Below are 19,860 nucleotides of genomic sequence, written 5' to 3'. Positions count from 1 at the left end.
CGAAGGAGCCTGCGACGTCCCCGAAAACTCCCATCAGCCGAGGTCCCGGTATCCGGCGGCGACGGCCTCCGCGGTCCCCGGCCATGCGCTCGGGCCCTTCGCCGCCGGGGCGCCCGGCGCGATCCGCCACTCGCCGTCGACGTAGCGCAGCGCCTGGCAGTCCCCGATCCCGGCCGAGGCGATCTGCCCGCTGCCGGCCGCGGTCATCTCACCGAGCACACACACCACCGCGTAGCGGCCACCGTCGGTGGTGCCCTTGATCAGCGCCGAGGTCGGCGTCCAGCTGACCTGCAGTCTCGCCATCGCGCCGGTGGCCGGGGCCCCGGCGTGGGAGCGGAAGGTCTGCAGGCCGGTGAACATCGCCGTGGTGTCCGGTGCGGGGGCGCCGGGCAATGCGATCGAGGCGTAGGCGCTGGCGTAGGTCTGCGGGTCCCCACCGGAGAGGCCGGCGACCATGAGCGCGGCCTGCTGCGCCGCGGCGCCCTCCGCGGTCGCGGGGAAGCCGCCGGGCACCCAACGGCCCTGCGTCGCCCCGGGCGGTGGCAGGACGATCGGGGGGCCCGCGGAATCGGTGCTCAGCGGGTGCGGCATGGTCGCCGTCTCCGGGAACTGCGGCATCGCCCGGGTCGCGAGCTCGGTTTCCGCGGCGATGTCCCAGCCCCCGCCGTCCAGCGCGCTGGGCGGCGTCGACACGCCGGGGGCCGGCACCGGCGGGGGAGCGGAGGGGTCGCGGCCGAGGCCGAGCAGGTACGCGACCAGACCGATGAGCAGCACGATGATCAGGGCGGCGATGCCGCCGAGCACCAGCATCGCGCGCCGGCGAGGCCCGGTGTCCGCGCCGGGCTCGCCCTCCGGGCCCGGGGAGGGCTGTCGAGCAGGATCCGCGCCATGGTCGGCTCAGCCCCCGGCGAAGGTGGACAGCATCGAGTAGCCGATGGCGTAGAGGAACGCGGACCCGACCGAGGCGAACATCGTGATCGTGCCCATCCGGCCGAACCGGTGGTGATCGGCGATGCGGCCCCCGGCGAAGAGGATCAGTCCGGCGAAGAACCCGGCCACGATCGCCGCGCCGGCCCCCCATTTCACGTAGCCGAGGATCATGGTGACCTTCTCCGCTCCCGGTGGCGCCTGCGGGTTCGGGTTGTCCGGTAGCTGCGCCACCACCGCCCCGGCGAGGTCGAGCACCTGGTGGGCGAGGGGGGATGCGGTCATCAAGGCGAACATCAGGACTGTCCCTTTCGTGAGCGGGAGCGGGCCCGGCCGGGCGGGGGAAGCAGCCCCCAGTCGGCGAGGAGAGGAGCCACGGCGTCGAGGACCCGGCCGGGCATCAGCTCGTCGGTGACCCCGGCGACCTGCAGGTCGCCGTCGTGCGGGATGAACAGCGCGTCGTCTAGCAGCGGCTGAAGCCGGCGCCCGGCGGCCCCGGCCACCCCGCGGGGCCACCGCTTCGCGCCGGTGACGGCGAGCTGGCACGGCGGGATCGCCGCCCCGGCGGAGACCCAGGGGTCGAGGCGGGCGAGGAGCTGCTCGGCGTGGCGCAGCGACGGCCGGGTCGGGCGCACCACCAGGATCGGACGCGCCGAGGGGGATCCGCGGCGTAGCCAGCCGCCCGCGCCGACCAGCGGGTTCGCCGTCGCCCGCCACCCGTCATGCCCGATGTCGACGACCGTGACGTGCAGCGGCTCGAGCTCGGGCAGCCACTGCGGCGGGGGCGGCATCATCCCCGGCGTGATCACCGGCAGGCCCGACTCCAGCCGGGCCAGCAGCGCCTGCCCGCGCCAGGAGTACCGGATCGCCAGCTGCGCGGTCAGCGGAAAGGTCCACGGGCCCTCCGCCGGGGCCGCCGCGGCCAGACCGGACCGGGCCGGGTCCGCGGCGTCGATCAGCAGCACGCAGCGTGCCGCGAGCTGCAGCGCATCGGCGATTCCCGCGGCCAGCGCCGAGGCGCCCGCGCCGGGGGAGCCGGACAGGACCGGGATCAGCGCACCGAACCCGGACCAGTCGACCGGGCGGCGCGCCGAGCTGGGCAGCTCGAGGTCGCCCATCGCGGCCGTGTTCGCCCCGAGCTGTTCGGCCACCCGTGCCGCGTCCTGGCCGGCGTGCCCGCCCGCGAGCATCGCCGCCGCGGCGTCCACCGCGGCCTCCACGTCGACGTCGTCGAGCTCCCGGTCCCCGGCACCATCGCGGGCAGCGCGCCCCAGGGCGTGATGGACGTCGTTGACCGTCGGGCCGCGCCCAGGCCCGGGCCGACCGCGAGCGGCCCCGTTCACCACCGTGGTCATGCCAAGCCCAGCCTCTTCGAGCACGCAGGCCACGCGGAGTAGCCCCCACGGTCCCGGCGGACCTTCTCCGCGACGGCGATCTGCTGGTCCTTGCTCGCCTGCTCCGCCGAGGAGGCGTATCGATCGCCGCCGTAGGCCTTCCAGGTGGCCGCGTCGAACTGCAGGCCGCCGCTGTAGCCGTTGCCGGTGGCGGTCGTCCAGTCCCCGCCGCTCTCACACCGGGCAAGCTGCTCCCAGGTGCGGGATGACCCGGGTTCCGAGGCAGGCTCGGCCGTCGCGACGTCAGCCGAGGATGATCCGTCGGAGGGCGTCCCGGCCGTAGGGGCGCCGTCCTCGGGCTGCTCCTGCGTCGACCCGGACCCAGACGAAGAGGCGCCGGCGGGCTCGTCGGGGTTGGCGCCGCTGTCCGCGGGCTCACCCGTCCTGCGGTCGGCAGTCTCTGCGCCGGTGGTGCCGGAAGCGCTGTCGGCGGCCGGGCTGGTGATCCCCGCCGCGGCGAGCTTGGCGGCGAGCTCCTGGGCGGTCGGGTCGTCCGGGGCGGCGGCCAGATCGGCCACGAGCTGGCTGGCCTCGGCCTCCCATCCACCGCTACCCGCGGCGGTGCCAGAGGAGGAGGCGCCGGAGGAGGAGGTGCCGGAGGAGGAGGTGCCGGGCTCATCGGACCCGGTCGAGGAGCCGGCCGCGCCAGCTGTGTTCCCGGCCGAGGCGGTGGGGTCGGAGCTGCTCTGCCCGCCGAGGTGCGTCCCGGCAGCGGCGTTGTCGTCCTGCCGACCGGTGCCGACGTCGTTGCCCGCATCCGCCCCGTCCGGACCCGCGCCGAGGAGGCCCGTGGCCTTGAGCTTCTCGGCCAGCGCGGCGGCATCGGGGTCCGCGGGCGCCTCGTCTAACTGTTCCACCAGGTCCTGGGCCTGCTGCTCCCAGGCGTCGTGCACGCTCGAACGAGGTGCCGAGCTGGAGATGTCGCGCCCCGCGGACCCCGCGCCATCTGCGGAATTTGGTGACCCGGCCGGACCGGCCGGTGCACGCTGCGGGGTTTCGCCCTTCCCCGCGCCGGGTCCCTCGGCTGCGGAGCCGCCGGCAGGATCCGGTCCTGCGCTCGGGCTGTTCTGCCCGCAGGTCTGGAGCCCCGAGGACGTGGTGTCGGCCGGCGAGCTCCCGGTGTCCGCGTCGAGGGCGGCGTCCAGGGCGTTCTGCAGTACCGCCGCCATCGCACTTCCCCCGGCCGAGGACGTGCTGGGGTGGGAGGCCGGGACCAGCGCCGGCGCCGGGGAGGATCCGCCCGTCGAGGCGGGGGTGGGGTCCTGGGCGGGGGGAGTCCGCAGGTCCGCGGGGGTGGGGGAGTAGCCCGAGCCGGCCAGGGTGACGGCGAGCTGGGCGGCTTTCGGGTCCGGGTTGGTCAGCAAGGTGTCGGCGAGATCGTGCGCCTGCTGCCGCCATCCGGTGGCTACCGCCGGGGTGACCCCCATCGCCCGCAGCTGCCCACCCAGTGCCGAGGCTCGGGGGTCCCCGGCCGCGGTGGTGAGCGTGGTGAGGAGCTCGCGGGTCTTCTCGACGAGCTCCTCGGCCTGGGCGAGCCCCTCCTCGCTGAGCTGAGGCGCACCGGTCGTTCCACTGCCGGAAGCCTGGCCGTCAGAAGCCTGGCCTGCGGAGGAGGTCTGAGTGCAGGTCGGGGCGTCGGTGAGAACGGGTGTCGCTAATGCGGCGCCCGCCGCCGGGCCCGCGGTCAGCGCGGCCGTGGTGACGGCGACGAACGCGGCCTTGCGCATTCCGGACATGGGAGAAGCTCCTGGGAACGAGGGGAGAGGGAGAAACAGGACGCGGGGCATTCAGCGATCGGAGGACGATCCCGACGCACCCGACCCGCCCGAACCCGACTCGGCAGACCCGGAGTCGGTCGCCGAATCGCTCGGCGAGCGGGAACCGGTGGAGCCTGTGCTGGTGGCGGAGCCTCCTGAGCCGGAGGTCGCGTCGAGCGGGTACTGCCGAACCCAGTCGACGTGCTCGAGCCCGCCACCCTCGGCGCCACCGTCGTCGGGGAAGTAGTCGAGCTGGATGCACAGGTGCATCGGGCCCGGCGGGAGGATCGAGGTGTCGGTGGTCTCCCACCATTGCTCGCCGTCGACGTAGGCGGCGATGTGATCCGGGGTCCACTCGACGGCCCAGTTGTGCCACTGCGTCGCATCAACCTCGGTGTCGCCTTGCTTCTGGGAGTTCTCGGCGCCGTAGTGCAGGAACATCTCGATCGTCTGCCGGGCCGCGTCGCTGATCTCCATGAAGTCGACCTCGCCGCCGACCGGGAAGTTCTCCGCGTCCGGCCACAACAGCAACAGCGAGTGGTAGGCCTCGGCGCTGGCCGGGGACTGCACGCGGGCCTCCCAGCGGCCGTACTTCTGCCCCGGGTTCCATGCCATCCCCGCGGTGTTGCCCTGCTCATCACCGGTGAGGGTCAGGACACCGTCGGCGATCGCCACCGCATCCGGCGTGCGACGCCCGTTGCCGGCATGCCCCGGACCGTCATAGATCGACCAGTCGCCCAGCTCCGAGGCGTCATCGAAGTTGTTGATCCGGTTCGGCTCACCCCAGCCCAACGTCTCCGCCGCGGTAGTCCCGGTCCCGGAGGACGACCCAGTCGAGCCACCGCCGCTCGACCCGGCCGATCCTCCGGAACCGGTCCCCCACCGGTTCCGGAGCCCCCGCCTCCGGAACCAGATCCTGAGCCCGCACCTGTGGACCTGCCGCCACCCTCGCGGCAGCTCTCGGGCACGAACCCCGTCTTGGCGACACCGGAGTCAGCCAGCAGAGCCCGGAGCTCGACTGCCCGGTCGCTCGACTCGCCGGCGAGCTCCTGGTAGAGCCGAACCGCTGAGAAGCGCCATGCACACTCCGCGGACGCGTCCGCGGCCGCAGCCGGTAGTAGGCCGGCACCGAGGGTGAGCGCCGCGGCCGCGGCGGCCAGCATCCCGACGCTCATGTCAGTCCTGCCGGGGCCGCTCGACCGGACTCTGAGTGGAGTCCAGGCCGCGGTGGCGGTGGTGCTGGGAGTAGTGGAAGTGGTCGGCCACGCAGGCGCCGAGGGTGATCGCGGCGTCGCGGGTGGCGGGCCGCAGCTGCTCGAGCTGGATGAGCCCGCCGCTGGCCAGGTGCCGGTCGCCGGGGATCTCGACCACGGCCCGGCAGCGTTGGGCGAAGTGGTCGACCACGGCGGCGCGGTCGATGTCGGGGGAGGACCGGTCGCACGACAGCGCCACCACGGCGTTGGCGACGAGGTCCTCGAAACCGTGTTCCTTGAGCCAGTCCAGCGTCTTCGCCGCCCGGGACCCGCCGTCCACGGTCGGGGCTCCGACGAGCACCAGGCTGCGGGTGGCCTCCAACGCCCCGGCCATCGCCGAGTGGATCAGCCCGGTCCCCGAGTCGGTGATGATGATGTTGTAGAAGCGTTTGAGGACGTCGGTGACCTGCTCGTACTCCTGCCTGTTGAACGACTCGCTCATCCGCGGGTCCTGCTCGGACGCCAACACCTGCAGCCGCCCGGCCAGGCTGGTGTAGCGGGCGATGTCGGTCAGCGATTCGATCGTGTCCAGGTTGTTGATCAGATCTCGGACGGTGTACGGGACCGGCTGGCCCAACACACGATCGGCGAGGGTGCCGGCGTCGGGGTTGGCGTCCAGGGCGACGACCCGGTCCCCGCGGTACTCGGCCAGCACCAGCCCGAGCAGCGCCGACACGGTGGTCTTGCCGACCCCGCCCTTCATCGAGGCGACGGTGATGGTGTGCCAGCCCGCGAGCTGGGTCTGGATCCGGGCGATCTTCTGCCGGCGATCCGCCTCGGTCGGGGACAGCCCAGGGTTCATCCGGCCCCGGCTCAGGGTGTAGACCGCCCCTCGCCAGCCCTCCCGGGGGCGATCCCGGCGGGTGCGCACCAGCTGCTGGTAGGACAGCGAATCCGCGGTGCCCTCCGCCCGTGGTCCCGGACTCACCGCAGCTGCCGGGCGGGACGGACCGACCTCGTCGACGTCGTCAGTGGTTGGCGGCCCGAGGCGCCAGGGACCAGGCAGCACAGCGGGCGTCGGGGCGGCGTGTGAGGACGAGGACGCCGCCGGGGGTGGCGCCGCGGCCGTGGGCTGCCGGTCCTGCGCACCGGGATCCGGCAGCCGGGGTGCTGCCGGGGCAGGGTTGTGCTGCGGCGGGCGCGGCGACGGATCGGTGGCCGACGTGGGGGACGGGGCGCGCGGCGGAAGACTCCACGGCGCGAGCGCGGGGTCCTCTGCCCAGGAAGCACTGCGGTCGGGCTGCATCGTCAACCTCACTCGGGGTTAGGGGCTGGGGGGATGTCGACGACCAGCCGGCCGGTCTGATCGCGGGAGATCGGGGGCGCCAGACGGGCCCAATGCGTCGAGACCACGCGCCAACGCGGTGAGTACGGATCCGGGGCGCTGGAACGTCCGACCGCATTGGCCGGAAGTGGCTCGTTCCCCAGCGGGCGCTCGCGGCCCTCGGCCGGGGGGTCGGCGGGGGCCGGGGACGGGCAGGCGCGCTCGTACGTGGTCACGCGCACCGTCACCTCGACGACCAAGCGGTCGTCGCGGGTGCGCAGGGTGCGGCCTGGCAGGACCACATCGGCGCGCTGTCTGCCCGTCCCGGACCAGCCCAGGGTGGCGTCCCTGGGATCGCCGAGGTACTCGCGTAATACCTCGGCACGTCGTGTGGGGTCGTCCTCGTCCCAGGACATGTAATCCGCCGCGAACCGGGCCGCGAATGCGGCCGCTTCCGCCACTCCGATCGGTTCCCACGCCGACAGGGCCCGTTCGATCTGCCATGCCGGCGAGGAATGCGGGGGCGGTCCCGCTGTCTGAGGCCGGACGCCGCGGTCCGCTGGACGATCTGCGGCCTGGGCCGCGCGCGGGGTGAGCCGTTCGGTCGTCGGCGCGATGGGCTGTGGTCGCGTGTTCCCGCCGGGCTCGGGAATCCACAACTGCGCTCCCTCAGCGGCCGTGAGCCGTACGCCGGCGTGGAGTGGCGTCAGCTCGACAGCCGGCGAGCCCACAGCGGCGGAGAAGGAGGCCGGGTGGGTAAGGAGCACAGGCGTCCCCGTCTGCTGGGGCAGGCCTGACGGGGTTTCTGGACCGTCGTCCTGAGCGGCTTCCGGCGAGACCAGATCGCTCGCTGGTGAGCCTGCGCGTGGCAGGAACAACTGCGATCGCCCCGCCGCGGGCTCGAAGTTCGTAGGCGGCGGATCGCTGTAGCCAGGAGCAATCCGCCACCCGGGCGCGGGTTGATCACGAGAAGCCCGCCGGATGAACGTCCCCACGCCAGCCCTCCTCCCCGGTGTGTCGGTGAGCCAGCGACGATCGCCCTGCGAATCTGGATGCTTCTTCGCGTGACGCAGACGTCCGCCGTAGCGATCCAGAAGGTGACACTGACGAAGATTTTCTACGCTGAGATGTCCCGTGTGTCTAGGGGACGCTTCCCACCGCGCCGCCAAGCGGCGGGGCGTGACGGCGTCTTTCGCTACGGTGGAGGGCCTTCTGCTACGGCGGCTTGGTCTACCTGGGTTAACTCGGACGGGGGCTAGGACGAGATGGCGACGTATCCGCGCCGACATCGCTACACACGGCGACCGAGTTCAGCAGGAGTAAGTCGTTCGGGCGCTTCGGCTCGCGAGCGCGACACGGACACATCTGAGCGAAGTTCTCGGTGTCGTAGTTCACGGTCAGCTACGCTGCAGCGTTATCCAGGTAGGTGGTCATTGACCGGGGGTGCTCGTGCAGAACCAGGATCGCGCCAGCGGCGCACCACAGACGTTGGCCACGCGTCTGGAGCGACTATTCGAAGTCCACCGACCACCACATGCTCCCGCGCGGCGCTGGCGCAACAACGAGGTCGTGGCCGCTTGCCGGGCTGACGGGCGTGAACTCTCCGAGTCACACCTCAGCGAGTTGCGCAGGGGTGTCAAGCGCAACCCCACGATGAAAACCCTGGAGGCCTTGGCCTGGTTCTTCGACATCAGAGTTGGCTACTTCGTCGATCCCGAGGTCGCAGAGGAGGTCGAGCGTGAGCTCGATAAGCGAGCCTCTCACCTGGAGTCCAAGCTCGAAGCTGACCAGAAGGCTCAGGAGGACGAGCGACAAGCCGCGTTGGAGCTGCAACGAGCACTCCGGACCTCGGGAGTTACGAAGACCGCCCACCGGGGGGTCGCAGGCGAAGGCGTCGATAGGCGGGAACGTGCCTCGATGATGCGGGCGTTGGCACGTGCCCTCCTCGATGATGACGACCAGTGACTCTGGTCATGATCGTGTACGTCGATGGGTTACCGCGGCTCTCGGCGCGGTGGATCGACACGTATCATGATCAAGACGTGCAGGTGGGGACTCGGTCTGGTCTGGCTCAGGCCATCAGCTGGTGGAGGGGATCTCCGCGTGGCTCGCCAACTCAGTCGATCCCACCTCGAGGCCTTTTGTCTCGAGCTTCTCGCCGACCTCGCTCTTCGGCCGCCGTTCAGCCCTCAAGACCTCTGCGATCGGCTGGCTCGGCGTCGAGGCCGGGCGATCAAGCTCCAAGCTGCCGATCTCGGAGCAACCACTTCCATCGGCCATCTGGTCGTGCAGGAGCAACGCGACAGGATTCTGTACGAGCGCTCTGCTCCGATCGCACAGCAAGCGACGGTGATCTACCACGAGGTGATCCATCTCGTCCGTGACCACCTGTCGGGCCAGGCGGCATTGACCTGCGGTGCCCCAGCTGAAGAAGACGACGCCAGCCCGGAGCTGACCGGCAGCTTGTACTCGGGTTGGCAGGAGTGGGAAGCGGAAGCCGGGGGGCGGATCCTGGCTCAGCTCTCCCGCCGGCGAGCTCGTCCGGACAGTCTCTTGCTCCCCTCAGACCATCCTGAACACGGCATCGCCGCAGCCTTCGGTCTAAGAGCTACGGACTGGACATGAACGTCAAGCTGATCTTTGAAATCCTGACCGCCGGCGTACTCGTCGCAGTCGCGGTGTGGCAATGGCGCCAGCTCGTCCGCAACCCCAAGGACCTGCCGCTCCAAGTGCTCGTTACGGGAGTCAGCAGTATCGCTTTTGTCCTGACTCTCGGCCTCCCCTTCGATTTCTTCGAACCACTCCACGAAGCGCTGGATCCAATCTACTTCAGCAACATCACATTCTCGCTCATGATCTGCAGCTATGCTGTGTTCTTCTTCCTCGTTGGTCCCACGCAGAAGACTCTTGGTGAAACACGGCGGCGGACGGTTCACGAGTTCGCCGGCCTGGCGGCTGCGATGGCGGTGATGCTAGTCGTTGCGATGACAGCACCGCCGGGGACCTGGCATACTCCGAGACTTCCGGAGGACTACAGGACCTGGCAAAACATTGTTTTCTATCTCAGCTCATCTGGATACACCTTCGCGATCTGGATTCTGGGCACAATCAGGGCGCTACGTTATCTGCGCCGCTTGGTGCATCCATGGGCGCGTACGGCTGTTACGTTAGTCGTTCTCGGAACAGCTGCCATGGAGATAGGCGTCGACGCGATCTCACTTCTCCGTCAGCTTCTTTACATTGTTTACCCCGGTTCGAAGTGGCCCCTTCTCAAAGATCTGTACAACATAGGGAGACTCGGAGGACAGATCATCCTGGCCGCCGGCCTTGCGGCCGCGCCACTGGCTGCGTTGGTGCCCCGGGCCAGAGACAGCCTCGATGGTGTGCGGAAACGCCGGTACACACGCCAGCTGCAGCCCCTGTGGCAGCGTCTGACCGACGAGTTCCCCTACATCGTTCTTCCCCACCCGCCCGACGCCCTGCAGCGTCGCCGGACGAGCGTCCATGCCCGATTTGAACTGCTGATCAGCGAGATCACCGACGGGCTAGCTCACCTGGCCCCTTACTACCCACCAGACCATGCAGACCCAGCAGGGGTGTCGGATCCCCGCCAAGCCGCGGTCACAATTGACCATGCCTTGCGGGCCCGCGCTGAGGCTCGCCGCGTCCGTTGGGCCGGGGGAGAACGGGAGACTGCGCTTCCGCCGTACCCGAAGATTGAGCCGGATTTCGCCGGTTGGCGCGACAGGGCACGCTGGATGGCTGAGGTCGGTCACGAACTCGACAGGACACGCTCCGGTGACCGAAGGGTGGGGTGCGATGGAGTCGCAGCCACCAACTAGCGTGCCGGTCTCCGTGCTCGATACGTCGCCTATCGTCGAAGGCTCAAGTGCCGCCGAGGCACTGCGGAATACCCTCGATCTGGCCCAACGCGCAGACCGACTCGGCTATCAGCGCTACTGGGTCGCCGAGCACCACGGGATGAGAGGTGTCGCAAGCTCGGCCACGAGCGTCATCATCGGCCGGATTGCATCATCGACGCAGCGAATCCGAGTCGGCTCCGGCGGCGTGCTCCTCCCGAATCACCCTCCGCTGCTGCTGGCTGAGCAGTTTGGCACCCTCGAGGTGTTTCACCCCGGGCGTATCGACCTAGGTGTCGGCCGAGCGCTCGGAGGGCGGCGCCAGGTGTTCGACCGGATCAGAAGCGAAGCGGCGCGGACGGCCATTCCTTTCGAAGAGCAGATCCGTGAGCTCCTCTCCTGCTTCGACCCCGATCAGGCGGGCCGGCCGGCGGCCGTTCCCGCAGTCGGCAACCGGCCGTCGGTGTGGCTGCTGGGGTCGACGGAGTTCAGCGCCCACCTCGCCGGCGCGCTTGGCCTGCCCTACGCCTTCGCCGGGCACCTCAACCCGGCCGGCCTTGGTGCCGTACAGGCCTACCGTCAGTCCTTCCAAGCGCCAACGACCGGTCAGGCAGAACCGAAGGTCATGGTCAGCGTGCCGGTCATCGCGGCGGATGCCGACGAACAGGCCCACTGGTTGGCTGCGTCCATCAAGCTGCGGCTCCTCAAACGCAGTAGGGGGAGCATGTACTACTGCCTCCACCGGAGAAGGCGAACGCCCATCGCTTCACAGAGGAAGACCACGCGATCATCCGGCGGATGCTCGACGGGTACATCATTGGATCGCAGCAAACAGTGTTGGGCAGGCTACGGGAACTAGCCCTCGAGACCGGCTGCCAAGAGCTTGCTATCACGACACCGGTACACAGTCACGCTGACCGATGCCATTCATACGAGATTTGTGGTCAGCTTGCGACCTAGGCAAGCCCCCTGTCGTCATCGCTCGTCTGACCTTTCGAGGTCGGGGTGCGGTCCCCACATCGCGCCGAAGCGCGCGGCCAGCCTCAGGTATGCGGCTGCGGTAGGGGAGTCCAGGACGAGCTCCTCGGCGGCGCCGGCCTTGTTGAGCTGCTCGGCGAGGCGTTCGGCGTCGTCGGTCCAGGCGAGATCGAGCAACCCGTGCAGCCTCGCGAAGGAGGCGATGATGTCGGCCGGCGTCGTGCCAGCGACCGCAGCAGGAGGAGCGGCGTCCGCGAAGTCCACAAGCGCTCCGGTGATCTGCGGATCTGCGGTCAGCAGTCCAGCACCCAGCGCTCGGATCGCCTCACCCATGGTCGCGAGATCCGCGGCGTCGAGTTCGACCACGGAAAGCCGGAGATACTCCGCTCGCCACTCAGGGGCGAACAGCCGCGGGGCCGTGCGCTCCTGAGTCGGCTTGAGGACCCACCAGATCCGGTCCAGGGCCTCGAGCCCGAAGCCATCGGCAAGCACCGACGGCAGCTCACTTTCCAGCGTTTCGTCGACGAGCGCGATGAGCATCTCCGTGAGGTCGCTGACGACCTCGATGACCGCGTCACCGAGGTCGGGAACGACCACCCGCCTGGTATTCATCCTGGTCAGAAGCCTAGCGCCGGTCACCGACAATCCTTAGCTTGTCGTTTAACCTGTGCCGCTCGGAGCTGGGCTTTTCTTCCTCGCTTCCGGCGTGTCGACCGGACATGGCACGGCCACCGCTTGGCATCTTCGGGTTCCTCTCGCAGAGCTCGAAGACCAAGGCGGGGGCCGCGATGGCCCGTGTGGCGCAGGCATCGGCGCGAGACCAGGATGAGGACCCGGCCCGACGCAGTGAGCTTGCTCGGTTCCGGGTGGAGTTCTACGAGTGCTTGACCGCGCGGGCGGACGCATTGTTCGAGCTGACCGACGCGGTGCTGTGCGCCGACGGGCCGGTCCGCTCGCTGGTCGATCTGACCCTGGTGGCCGAGCATCGGCGCGGGCACGGCGCGATGTACGACGCGCTCGGCCAGGGCAGGGTGGAACCGCAGCGGCTGCGCCGATCGTTGGTCTCACTCCCGCTGCCCAGCTCCACCGAGGGCGGATCATGCTCGCGGTCGATGTCAGCCCGTGGCTGCGCTCCGACGCCCCGACCAGCGCGGACCGGCTGTTCTGCCACGTCTACGGCCGCGGGAAAGGCCAGGCCCAGCTGGTCCCGGGCTGGCCGCACCCCTTCGTCGCCGCGCTGGAGCCCGGACGCACCTCGTGGACCGCGCTGTTGGACGCGGTCCGCCTCGGACCGACCGACGACGCCACCGCGCTGACCGCCGACCAGCTCCGCGTCGTGGTCGAGCGGCTGATCACGGCGGGGCACTGGCGCACAGGTGATCCGCCGATTCTGATCGTCGCCGACGCCGGCTACGACATCACCCGGCTGGCGTTCGTCCTGGCCGACCTGCCCGTCGAGCTGCTCGGCCGGATCCGCTCCGACCGAGTCCTGCGAGGACCAAAGCCACCCCGGCTCCCCGCAACCACCGGTCGCCCGCCCAGGCACGGGCCGGAGTTCGCCCTGAGCAAGCCCGCCACCTGGCCCAGGCCGGCGCACACCACGACCACCGAGACCAGCCGCTACGGCACGGCGACCGCGACCAGCTGGGACCGGCTCCATCCGCGGTTGACCCACCGCGGCTGCTGGGCCGACCACGACGGCGACCTGCCCGTCATCGAGGGGACCCTCATCCGGCTCCACGTCGAGCACCTACCCGGTGACCGCGACCCGAAGCCGGTCTGGCTGTGGTCTTCGGCCACCGGCGCCTCGGCCACGGACATCGACCGCGGCTGGCAGTCATTCCTGCGCCGCTTCGATCTCGAGCACACCTTCCGGCTGTTCAAACAGATCGGGCAGCGCGGGTGAGGCCCACACCAGGCGCCCTGCCGGGTCGGAGATGACCTGCACGTTCATCCCGTGGCACTTGTGTTTGCCGGAGTAGTAGGGCCGGTCTCGGCCCGAGCCCATACCGACCCGGTCGATGCGGAGCAGGGTGCCGTCGAGGATCACGAACGCTGTGCAGACGGTGGTCGCCATCGCCGTCTGCAGGGTCGGGGCGAGCGCGGCGAGGACCTCGATCGCCTCCCGGACGTAGCGGAACACCGTGGTCGTGCCGATGCCGTACCCGGCGCCGAGATCGGCATAGGTCTCGCCCTTGCGCAGGTGCGCGAGCACGAGCATCGCCTGCTGACCGACCGAGAGCCGCCGCCACCTGGTCCCGACCGAGGAGCGGCGCTGGCGCAGCGCGTCGGCGAGGGTGATGAGGGCGTGGTTGGACACGGACAACCCCGCAGGGTAGGAAGGCACCCGAAGCTCCTGATCAGGACGAGTTGATCTAGTCACTCGCCCGTCTACCAGGAGCTTCACTCATTCCGGTGACGCCACGCCGCAGTCTGACGAGCCCGCTCTCCACCAGGTTGGAAAGAGCTCAGTGAACCGGATCAAGCGGCAGATGTACGGCAGGGCCGGCTTCAGCCTGCTCCGCAAGCGAGTCCTACTTGCGCGCTGACCGGACCGCCGGGGTCGAGATGATCACGAAATGTGGGCCAGATCCAGATCCAGTTCAGAGTGCTACCGGAAGACGGCAAGGAGCCCGGCCAGCGAGCACTGTGGGGTGGGGCCGGGAGGCATCGACGGATCATCTTACGAGGACGGTGGAAGGACCGTCGATGCTTTCCTCTTCACATTCCAAGACCCACGAACCACCCGTCACCGGCGTGTCACGACGACCGCCCGACCGGGACCAGCAGCAGCGAAACTGCGAACACGAGGGGTGCATGTCGTCGTCCTGCCCTCGCAGATCCGCTGGTTCACGGCTTGGCCAGGGTGACCATTCTGGTGGCGGCCCAGGGCCCGCCGTACCAGTAGCAGGGTCCCAGCGAGCGCACGTCCGCCGCCGGGCCGAGGTGTCGCCGGTACTCCTCGGTGTGCCGGAAGTCCGCCAGCAGCAGCCGTCCGCCCGGGCGGAGCACCCGGACCGCCTCGTCGAGCGCCCTGGCGCGGCCGTCGGCGGTGGGGATGTTGTGCACCGCGAGTGCGCTGGTCACGACGTCGAAGGTGCCGTCGGCGAACGGCAGGGCGGTCATGTCCACGGTGCACAGTCCGACCCGGTCCGCCACCCCCGCCGCGGCGGCGTTGGCCAGTGTGACCCCCGAGGCGTTGCCGCTCTGGTCGCGAGTGCGCCACAGGTCGACGCCGACCGCGAGGCCCCAGGGCAGCCGCCGGGCGGCGATAATCAGGACCGCACCCCGTCCGCAGCCCAGGTCCAACAGGCGCTCAGGCCCGTCCAGGTTCAGCCGGTCCACCTCGCGTTCCCACACCCGGTGCTTGCCACGGACGGTGCTGTGCAGGAAGAACCCGGCCTGGACGAACAGCACGACCGCGGCCACCGCCAGCGCGGGCGACCGCCACCAGCCGGCCGCCGCCAGGAACACGAGCCCCGCCGCCGCCAGGCCGCCCAGCGCGTACGGCGCCTCGACGCCGTACCGGAACCGGCCTGGCCGCGACGGCGATGCGGATCTGCGCCCCATGGCGGCCGATACTGGCAGATCCGGGTGGCCGCGCGGCTTCATCTCGGGTGATCGGGGGGCCTACGTTGAGGCATGGCCCGTACACCGCTCGCGCCCTCGGCGGTCGTGACGACGCACGAGGTAGACCTCCGCGCCGTTCCCGCCAACGCCAACGCCCGCACCGTCAAGCACAATCACATCTTCGTCGCGCCCGTCGGGGCTAGGCCCAATGCCGATCACTTAGGGAGGCCAGGGGTGCTGTAGCTTGACCTTTGTGGATTTTGAGGGGGGCGCGGAGCCAGGCGGTCGCTTTGCGCAGTGGACCGCGGTCGGTGTGCTGGCTCAGGCGTTTCCGGTCGATTTGCTTGATCGGGTGATCGACCAGTACTGGCGCAGGGAACAGCGGATTCGGGCGCTGCCCACCCGCCTTGTGTTCTATTTCGTGTTGGCGTTGTGTCTGTTTCCGCAGGAGTCCTATCGGTCGATGTTGAAGATCCTCATGGGAGCGTTCGGTCGCCCGACGGCGGAGTGCCGAGTGCCGGCGCTCGCTGCGATCGTCAAGGCTCGTCGCAGGCTGGGATCCGAGCCATGGAAACAATCGCCCGGGCAGTGATTCGACCCGCGGCGGACAAGGAAACCTGTGGCGTGTGGTATCGGAACTGGCGCCTTACTACGTTCGATGGGACCACCTCACGGTGCCCGACTCCGAGGAAAACGATCGCGAGTTTGGGCGCCCCGGGTCAGGTCGGGGTGAGGGAAAGGCCGCCTATCCGCCACGCAGGCCTGGACCCGGACCGCATATCCCACAAGAACGCCGTCCGAATCATCCGATCCAGAGTCTGGATTCCGGGTTCTTTCCCCCCTTACCTGCAATGACAATCACTACCAGCGCCTTGTCCAGAAGGTCGCAGCCGAGATCAATCCGCCACGGCGCGACCGCTCCTACCCCCGGGTGATCAAGCGGAAAATGAGCAACTTCGCCGCCAAGAGGCCCCACCATCAACAACGACACCGCTATAGCTGGCCACCGCACTCCGCAGTCACGATCGCCCCACCGTCCAAGTCCGGACGCCAACCGCGACCAGCAAGATCAACCTAAGTGATCGGCATTGGGACTAGGCGCTGTTTAAGAAGTCTCCGGGACGCCGGCGGGAGCGTGTCGGTGCTCGGGCATGGGCGAGGTCTCCGGTAAGTGATCAACGACCAAGAAGACCGCCCGCCCGGAGACCTCGTTGAGCAGCCGATCGATCGGAGCACGTAAGGACCTGACGGACCGGCAGTGGCGGATCCTGGAATCGCTGCTCCTGGCCCCGACCGGCAGCGGCCGCCCCCGCAAGTGGCCCCGGCGCACCCTCATCGACGGCATCCGCTGGCGTACCCGGGTGGGTGCGCCGTGGCGCGACGTGCCGGAACGCTACGAGCACTGGCAGTCGATCTATGGGCTGTTCCGGCGCTGGCAGCGCCAGAAGGTATGGGCGCTGGTGTGGTCGACGCTGCTAGCCTGGGCCGACGCCGGCGGGTTGATCCGCTGGGACGTCTCGGTCGACTCCACGATCAACGGCAGATGTCCTGGATGAGCAGCAGAGGTGACGGCAACGCCTGTGAGCGAATCCGCGAAAGTCCTATGAGCAACCGCCGCCCCGGGTGGGTGCCGGTCACGCTCGGTGTTAGACAAGCGGACCTGCTCGAGCCGAACAGACCGTCCTGCGGTAACCAACCCGCGTATATCAGACTGACGACGCGTCGATAGCCGACACGCTCGTCACCACTTACCTCACCCAGGTCAACGAAGCGGTGTCCCCGGCGACGGCCGCGGACACCGTTTCACCCTGCGCCCTTGACAAAACGTTCTCCAGATCAGAATGTGACCGTTGACATACTTTATGGGCGTCGGGACACTCGTGGGCAATGTCGCGTAGTCCGTGCCTGAGGGGGCCCACATGGCAATCGAGTTCCGAATTCTCGTTGTCGACACGAGCGCCCCACCAGCGGCTCCCGAGCTGAGCCTGCAGAGTCTGCGCGATGCGGTGCTGGCGCATCCGTTGCTGGCGTTGCAGGCGTTGCGGCACGCCCTGGACGCCACGGCTGAAGTGGAGGGGCCGACGGCCGGCGGGCACAGCGGCCCGCTCCCGCTCGACACGCCGATTTTCAAGATGCTGTCGCCGGACCAGGCGAAGCTCTTGTCGCCTGCGGCGATGAAGCTGACAAAGGCGGACCTGCTCGCGCTCCAGGAGCCGGGTGGCAAAGCGAAGATGGCGGAGCTCAACATCACCTTCGACGACCTCAAGACCGTCGAAGAGGCCTTCCACCAGAGCTTCGACGTCAGTGGGCTGCAGACGGTCGAGAGCGACGGCGACGCTTGCTGCTGCTGCACCCCGTGCTGTTGCTGCACGGCGGCGGCCGTCCCGGAGCCCATGATTCGCGCGGCGTGACCGGCGCCCGTGGTCCCGTCTGTGGTGCCCGGTCCGGAAAGCGATTCTATGTCCAGTGAGCTGCGGCCGGGCCGCGCGGCGGTCCTGCCTCTCCAGCTCGTCCCTGTGACGGACGGCGTGATCATCAAGCGCGGGCGGATGGAGCTGCGGGTGGCCGGCGCGGGCGCCTACGGGCTCACCCTGCGTGTGCTGGACCGGATGGCGCGCGGACTGCCCCCGGACGACGGCGACGACCCGAACGTCCGTCGGCTGCTCGAGGAGCTCGACCGGCACCGCCTGCTCGTCCCCGCGGCGTCGGCGGACGGTGACGGTCACGTTGAGACGCCGCTCGACCTGTTCTACTGGTCGGCCGGACCTGCCGCCGCAGACGCCGCGGAACGGGCAGCCAAGGCCCGGGTGACCGTCGTCGGCGTCAATGAGGTGTCACGGACCCTCGTCGGCAACCTCCTCGCGGCCGGGTTCGAGTCCGTCGAGGTCGTCAACTACCCCTTCCTGTGCAACCTCCGGCTGCTCGACGAGAGCGGGACGGTCGAGCCGCGGGAGTGGACGCCGTCGCTCCCGCAGCCCGTCGAGTACGCCTCGTGGGCGGCCGTGTCCGACGTCGGCGACGACGTGGACTGCCTGGTCGCCACGTCGGACTTCGGCGGCCTGGAGCTCATGCGGGTCTGGAACGTCTACTGCGCCCGCCGCGGGATCGCGTTCCTTCCAGTCGTCCTCCAAGACCTCGTCGGGTACGTCGGACCGCTCTTCCTGCCCGGCGAGACCGCCTGCTTCGAGTGCGCCCGCGTCCGCCGGAACTCCAACGTCGACAACCCGGAGACGTTCCGGGCCGCCGAGGAGCTGGCGTTCGTGGGGCAGGGCGTCAATGCGGCGTTCCACCCGGCGCTGCCGGCCGTGCTCGGCAACCTCGCCGCGCTTGAGGTGTCGCGGTTCCTCGGGGAGTGGGCGAGCCCCCGCACCATCGGCACCCTCGTCGAGGTCGACCTGCTTGCCCCGCAGCTGACGGCCCGGCCGGTCCTAAAACTTCCGCGGTGCCCCGTCTGCGGCACCGCCGAGAGGCGTTCGACGACGGAGCTGTTCTGCAACGTGCTCCTGCCGGGGACGCACGGACCGCACGGATGAGGAGCGCGCAGCGGGCGACCGTGGTTCGTGAGCCGCCTTTCCGAATGGGTCTGCTCTGCGACGAGCACGTCGGCATCGTTTCCGAGCTGCAGGAGGTACCTCGCGCCGCGGGTGCCCCGGACTTCTTCCAGTACGCCGCCCGGGCCTGCGACACCCGGGCATTCACCCACCAGCAGAACTTCCGCAACAGCGGCGGAGCCTCGACCGATCCCGAGGCGGCAGCGGCCAAGGCGGTCGGCGAGGCCGTCGAGCGCTACTGCGCCGCGGTCTACGATGTGAACGACCTGCCGCTGGTGACCCGCCGCGAGGCGGACTTCCCGTGCCTCGCGCCCGCCCGGCTCGCCCTCTACCGCGCCGCCCAGTACGCCGACCCCGGCTTCCAGTTCGTGCCCTTTGACGACGACACGCCGGCCCGCTGGGTCCCAGCGTTCAACGCGACCACCGGATCGCTCGAGCACGTTCCGGCCCCGGCGGTGTTCGTCCCCTACTTCTACTACCAGGGCAGCGGCGAGGCCCCGGTCATGGAACCGATCTCGACCGGTCTTGCCTGCGGGCGCAGCCCGCTCGAGGCAGCGCTCGGAGCCGTGTGCGAGGTCGTCGAACGCGACGCGTTCACGATCACCTGGCAAGCCATGATCGCGCCACCGGGGCTCGATCCTGCGGGCCTCGACCCGCGAAACCGGGACCGGGTGGAGCGGTTCCGCACGGCAGGCTTCGAGGTCCGGATCCTCGACATCACCACGGACCTGGGTGTGCCCGCGATCATGACTGTTCTGCTCGCGACGTCGCCGGAGCGCGCCGCGCTGGTCTTTGCAGCGGCATGCGCCCCAGATCCGGCCGACGCGGTCCGGAAGGCCCTCGAGGAGCTCGAGCACACCCGCCGCTATTCCCAGCAGATCATGGACCGCCTTCCGCGGCTCGAGGTGCGCGAGAATCACGACAACGTGGTCGACCAGCTCGACCACCTCAACTTCTGGTGCGATCACCGCAACGCCGATCGGGCCGACTTCCTCTCCGGCGGCGGGCCGGCGGACCTGCGGCGCGAGGTCCCCGGCCGTGACGACGGCGAGCGCTTCCGCCACATCGTAGGGCAGCTCGCGGCGGCAGGACACGACGTCCTGCTGCTTGATCTGACCACACCGGACGTGGCATCCGCCGGCTTCACCGTCGTGCGGGCGATCGTGCCCGGCCTGCATCCGCTCTACATGGGGCACCGCTACCGCGCGCTGGGCGGGTCGCGGCTGTGGGAGGTGCCGCAGCGCCTCGGCCACCCGGGCATCGTCGCCGAGGACAACCCCGCGCCCCACCCCTTCCCGTGAGGAGC

At 69.7% G+C, this 19,860-nt stretch carries 18 protein-coding genes and 2 pseudogenes; 10 read left to right on the top strand and 10 right to left on the bottom strand.

The features are described from left to right. Positions 1-33: 33 nt before the first annotated feature. The 7 genes from WBK50_RS34340 to WBK50_RS34310 all read right to left on the bottom strand — a co-directional run bounded on the left by WBK50_RS34340 (position 34) and on the right by WBK50_RS34310 (position 7,254). Positions 34-810: a hypothetical protein gene (locus tag WBK50_RS34340; RefSeq protein WP_341339915.1), complete on the bottom strand. Its 777-nt coding sequence runs from the start codon at positions 808-810 to the stop codon at positions 34-36. Between the two features lie 87 nt (positions 811-897). Next, positions 898-1,212, bottom strand: coding sequence for a hypothetical protein (locus tag WBK50_RS34335; protein ID WP_341339914.1), 315 nt, complete (start codon positions 1,210-1,212; stop codon positions 898-900). An 11-nt stretch (positions 1,213-1,223) separates the two neighbouring features. Further along, positions 1,224-2,282 (bottom strand): hypothetical protein, encoded by a 1,059-nt coding sequence (locus WBK50_RS34330; protein ID WP_341339913.1) that lies wholly within the window; start codon positions 2,280-2,282, stop codon positions 1,224-1,226. Next, positions 2,279-4,057, bottom strand: coding sequence for a transglycosylase family protein (locus WBK50_RS34325; RefSeq protein WP_341339912.1), 1,779 nt, complete (start codon positions 4,055-4,057; stop codon positions 2,279-2,281). The genes WBK50_RS34330 and WBK50_RS34325 overlap by 4 nt, the downstream gene beginning before the upstream one ends. Positions 4,058-4,108: 51 nt before the next feature. Continuing rightward, entirely contained in the window at positions 4,109-4,870 is a 762-nt protein-coding gene (locus WBK50_RS34320; protein ID WP_341339911.1) for a glycoside hydrolase family 16 protein, read from the bottom strand. A gap of 384 nt (positions 4,871-5,254) precedes the next feature. Then, a complete protein-coding gene (locus tag WBK50_RS34315) occupies positions 5,255-6,259 on the bottom strand; it encodes a MinD/ParA family ATP-binding protein (RefSeq protein WP_341339910.1) in 1,005 nt (334 codons plus the stop codon). Positions 6,260-6,585: 326 nt separating this feature from the next. Further along, on the bottom strand, positions 6,586-7,254 hold the full coding sequence (locus WBK50_RS34310; protein ID WP_341339909.1) for a hypothetical protein: 669 nt from the start codon (positions 7,252-7,254) through the stop codon (positions 6,586-6,588). Positions 7,255-8,038: 784 nt separating this feature from the next. On the opposite strand from WBK50_RS34310, the gene WBK50_RS34305 reads away from it, so the two are divergent. From WBK50_RS34305 to WBK50_RS34290, 4 genes are all read left to right on the top strand, one after another. Beyond that, positions 8,039-8,560, top strand: coding sequence for a hypothetical protein (locus WBK50_RS34305; RefSeq protein ID WP_341339908.1), 522 nt, complete (start codon positions 8,039-8,041; stop codon positions 8,558-8,560). Positions 8,561-8,698: 138 nt separating this feature from the next. Further along, positions 8,699-9,220, top strand: coding sequence for a hypothetical protein (locus WBK50_RS34300; RefSeq protein WP_341339907.1), 522 nt, complete (start codon positions 8,699-8,701; stop codon positions 9,218-9,220). Continuing rightward, a complete protein-coding gene (locus tag WBK50_RS34295; RefSeq protein ID WP_341339906.1) occupies positions 9,217-10,437 on the top strand; it encodes an MAB_1171c family putative transporter in 1,221 nt (406 codons plus the stop codon). The genes WBK50_RS34300 and WBK50_RS34295 overlap by 4 nt, the downstream gene beginning before the upstream one ends. After that, positions 10,415-11,314 (top strand): MsnO8 family LLM class oxidoreductase, encoded by a 900-nt coding sequence (locus WBK50_RS34290; protein WP_341339905.1) that lies wholly within the window; start codon positions 10,415-10,417, stop codon positions 11,312-11,314. Before WBK50_RS34295 ends, WBK50_RS34290 begins: the two co-directional genes overlap by 23 nt. A 116-nt stretch (positions 11,315-11,430) precedes the next feature. On the opposite strand, the gene WBK50_RS34285 is transcribed toward WBK50_RS34290, so the two are convergent. Then, entirely contained in the window at positions 11,431-12,078 is a 648-nt protein-coding gene (locus tag WBK50_RS34285; protein WP_341339904.1) for a hypothetical protein, read from the bottom strand. Between the two features lie 74 nt (positions 12,079-12,152). Here WBK50_RS34285 and WBK50_RS34280 point away from each other — a divergent pair. Then, positions 12,153-13,339, top strand: a pseudogene (locus tag WBK50_RS34280) (transposase). On the opposite strand, the pseudogene WBK50_RS34275 reads toward WBK50_RS34280, so the two are convergent. Next, positions 13,274-13,780: pseudogene (locus WBK50_RS34275) on the bottom strand (transposase family protein); the annotation flags it as partial. The pseudogenes WBK50_RS34280 and WBK50_RS34275 sit on opposite strands and share 66 nt — an antisense overlap. A gap of 503 nt (positions 13,781-14,283) precedes the next feature. Further along, positions 14,284-15,003, bottom strand: a complete 720-nt coding sequence (locus WBK50_RS34270) for a class I SAM-dependent methyltransferase (RefSeq protein ID WP_341339903.1) — start codon at positions 15,001-15,003, stop codon at positions 14,284-14,286. A 253-nt stretch (positions 15,004-15,256) separates the two neighbouring features. Between WBK50_RS34270 and WBK50_RS34265 the strand changes: the two genes are divergently transcribed. The 5 genes from WBK50_RS34265 (at position 15,257) to WBK50_RS34245 (ending at position 19,855) form a co-directional block, all read left to right on the top strand. After that, complete coding sequence (locus tag WBK50_RS34265; protein ID WP_341340011.1) at positions 15,257-15,595, top strand: transposase domain-containing protein; 339 nt, start codon at positions 15,257-15,259, stop codon at positions 15,593-15,595. Between the two features lie 619 nt (positions 15,596-16,214). After that, positions 16,215-16,559 carry a transposase gene (locus tag WBK50_RS34260; RefSeq protein WP_341339902.1) on the top strand — a complete coding sequence of 115 codons (345 nt, stop codon included), beginning with the start codon at positions 16,215-16,217 and terminating at the stop codon, positions 16,557-16,559. 363 nt (positions 16,560-16,922) lie between these two features. Further along, on the top strand, positions 16,923-17,414 hold the full coding sequence (locus tag WBK50_RS34255; protein WP_341339901.1) for a hypothetical protein: 492 nt from the start codon (positions 16,923-16,925) through the stop codon (positions 17,412-17,414). Positions 17,415-17,462: 48 nt separating this feature from the next. Then, positions 17,463-18,536, top strand: a complete 1,074-nt coding sequence (locus WBK50_RS34250; RefSeq protein ID WP_341339900.1) for a TOMM precursor leader peptide-binding protein — start codon at positions 17,463-17,465, stop codon at positions 18,534-18,536. A gap of 44 nt (positions 18,537-18,580) precedes the next feature. Next, on the top strand, positions 18,581-19,855 hold the full coding sequence (locus WBK50_RS34245; protein ID WP_341339899.1) for a YcaO-like family protein: 1,275 nt from the start codon (positions 18,581-18,583) through the stop codon (positions 19,853-19,855). The last annotated feature ends 5 nt before the right edge of the window (positions 19,856-19,860 follow it).

Origin of the sequence: Pseudonocardia sp. T1-2H, assembly GCF_038039215.1 — a bacterium.
In the GTDB taxonomy this organism is placed as follows: Bacteria; Actinomycetota; Actinomycetes; order Mycobacteriales; family Pseudonocardiaceae; genus Pseudonocardia.
This window is presented reverse-complemented; position numbering and strand designations above follow the sequence as displayed.

Excerpts from the sequence above, each read along its gene's own strand:
- WBK50_RS34330 (WP_341339913.1), bottom strand. The coding sequence starts at position 2,282 with ATGACCACGGTGGTGAACGGGGCCGCTCGCGGTCGGCCCGGGCCTGGG.
- WBK50_RS34270 (WP_341339903.1), bottom strand. The coding sequence starts at position 15,003 with ATGGGGCGCAGATCCGCATCGCCGTCGCGGCCAGGCCGGTTCCGGTAC.
- WBK50_RS34255 (WP_341339901.1), top strand. The coding sequence starts at position 16,923 with ATGGCAATCGAGTTCCGAATTCTCGTTGTCGACACGAGCGCCCCACCA.
- WBK50_RS34325 (WP_341339912.1), bottom strand. The coding sequence starts at position 4,057 with ATGTCCGGAATGCGCAAGGCCGCGTTCGTCGCCGTCACCACGGCCGCG.
- WBK50_RS34245 (WP_341339899.1), top strand. The coding sequence starts at position 18,581 with ATGGGTCTGCTCTGCGACGAGCACGTCGGCATCGTTTCCGAGCTGCAG.
- WBK50_RS34340 (WP_341339915.1), bottom strand. The coding sequence starts at position 810 with ATGCTGGTGCTCGGCGGCATCGCCGCCCTGATCATCGTGCTGCTCATC.
- WBK50_RS34295 (WP_341339906.1), top strand. The coding sequence starts at position 9,217 with ATGAACGTCAAGCTGATCTTTGAAATCCTGACCGCCGGCGTACTCGTC.
- WBK50_RS34335 (WP_341339914.1), bottom strand. The coding sequence starts at position 1,212 with ATGACCGCATCCCCCCTCGCCCACCAGGTGCTCGACCTCGCCGGGGCG.
- WBK50_RS34250 (WP_341339900.1), top strand. The coding sequence starts at position 17,463 with ATGTCCAGTGAGCTGCGGCCGGGCCGCGCGGCGGTCCTGCCTCTCCAG.
- WBK50_RS34290 (WP_341339905.1), top strand. The coding sequence starts at position 10,415 with ATGGAGTCGCAGCCACCAACTAGCGTGCCGGTCTCCGTGCTCGATACG.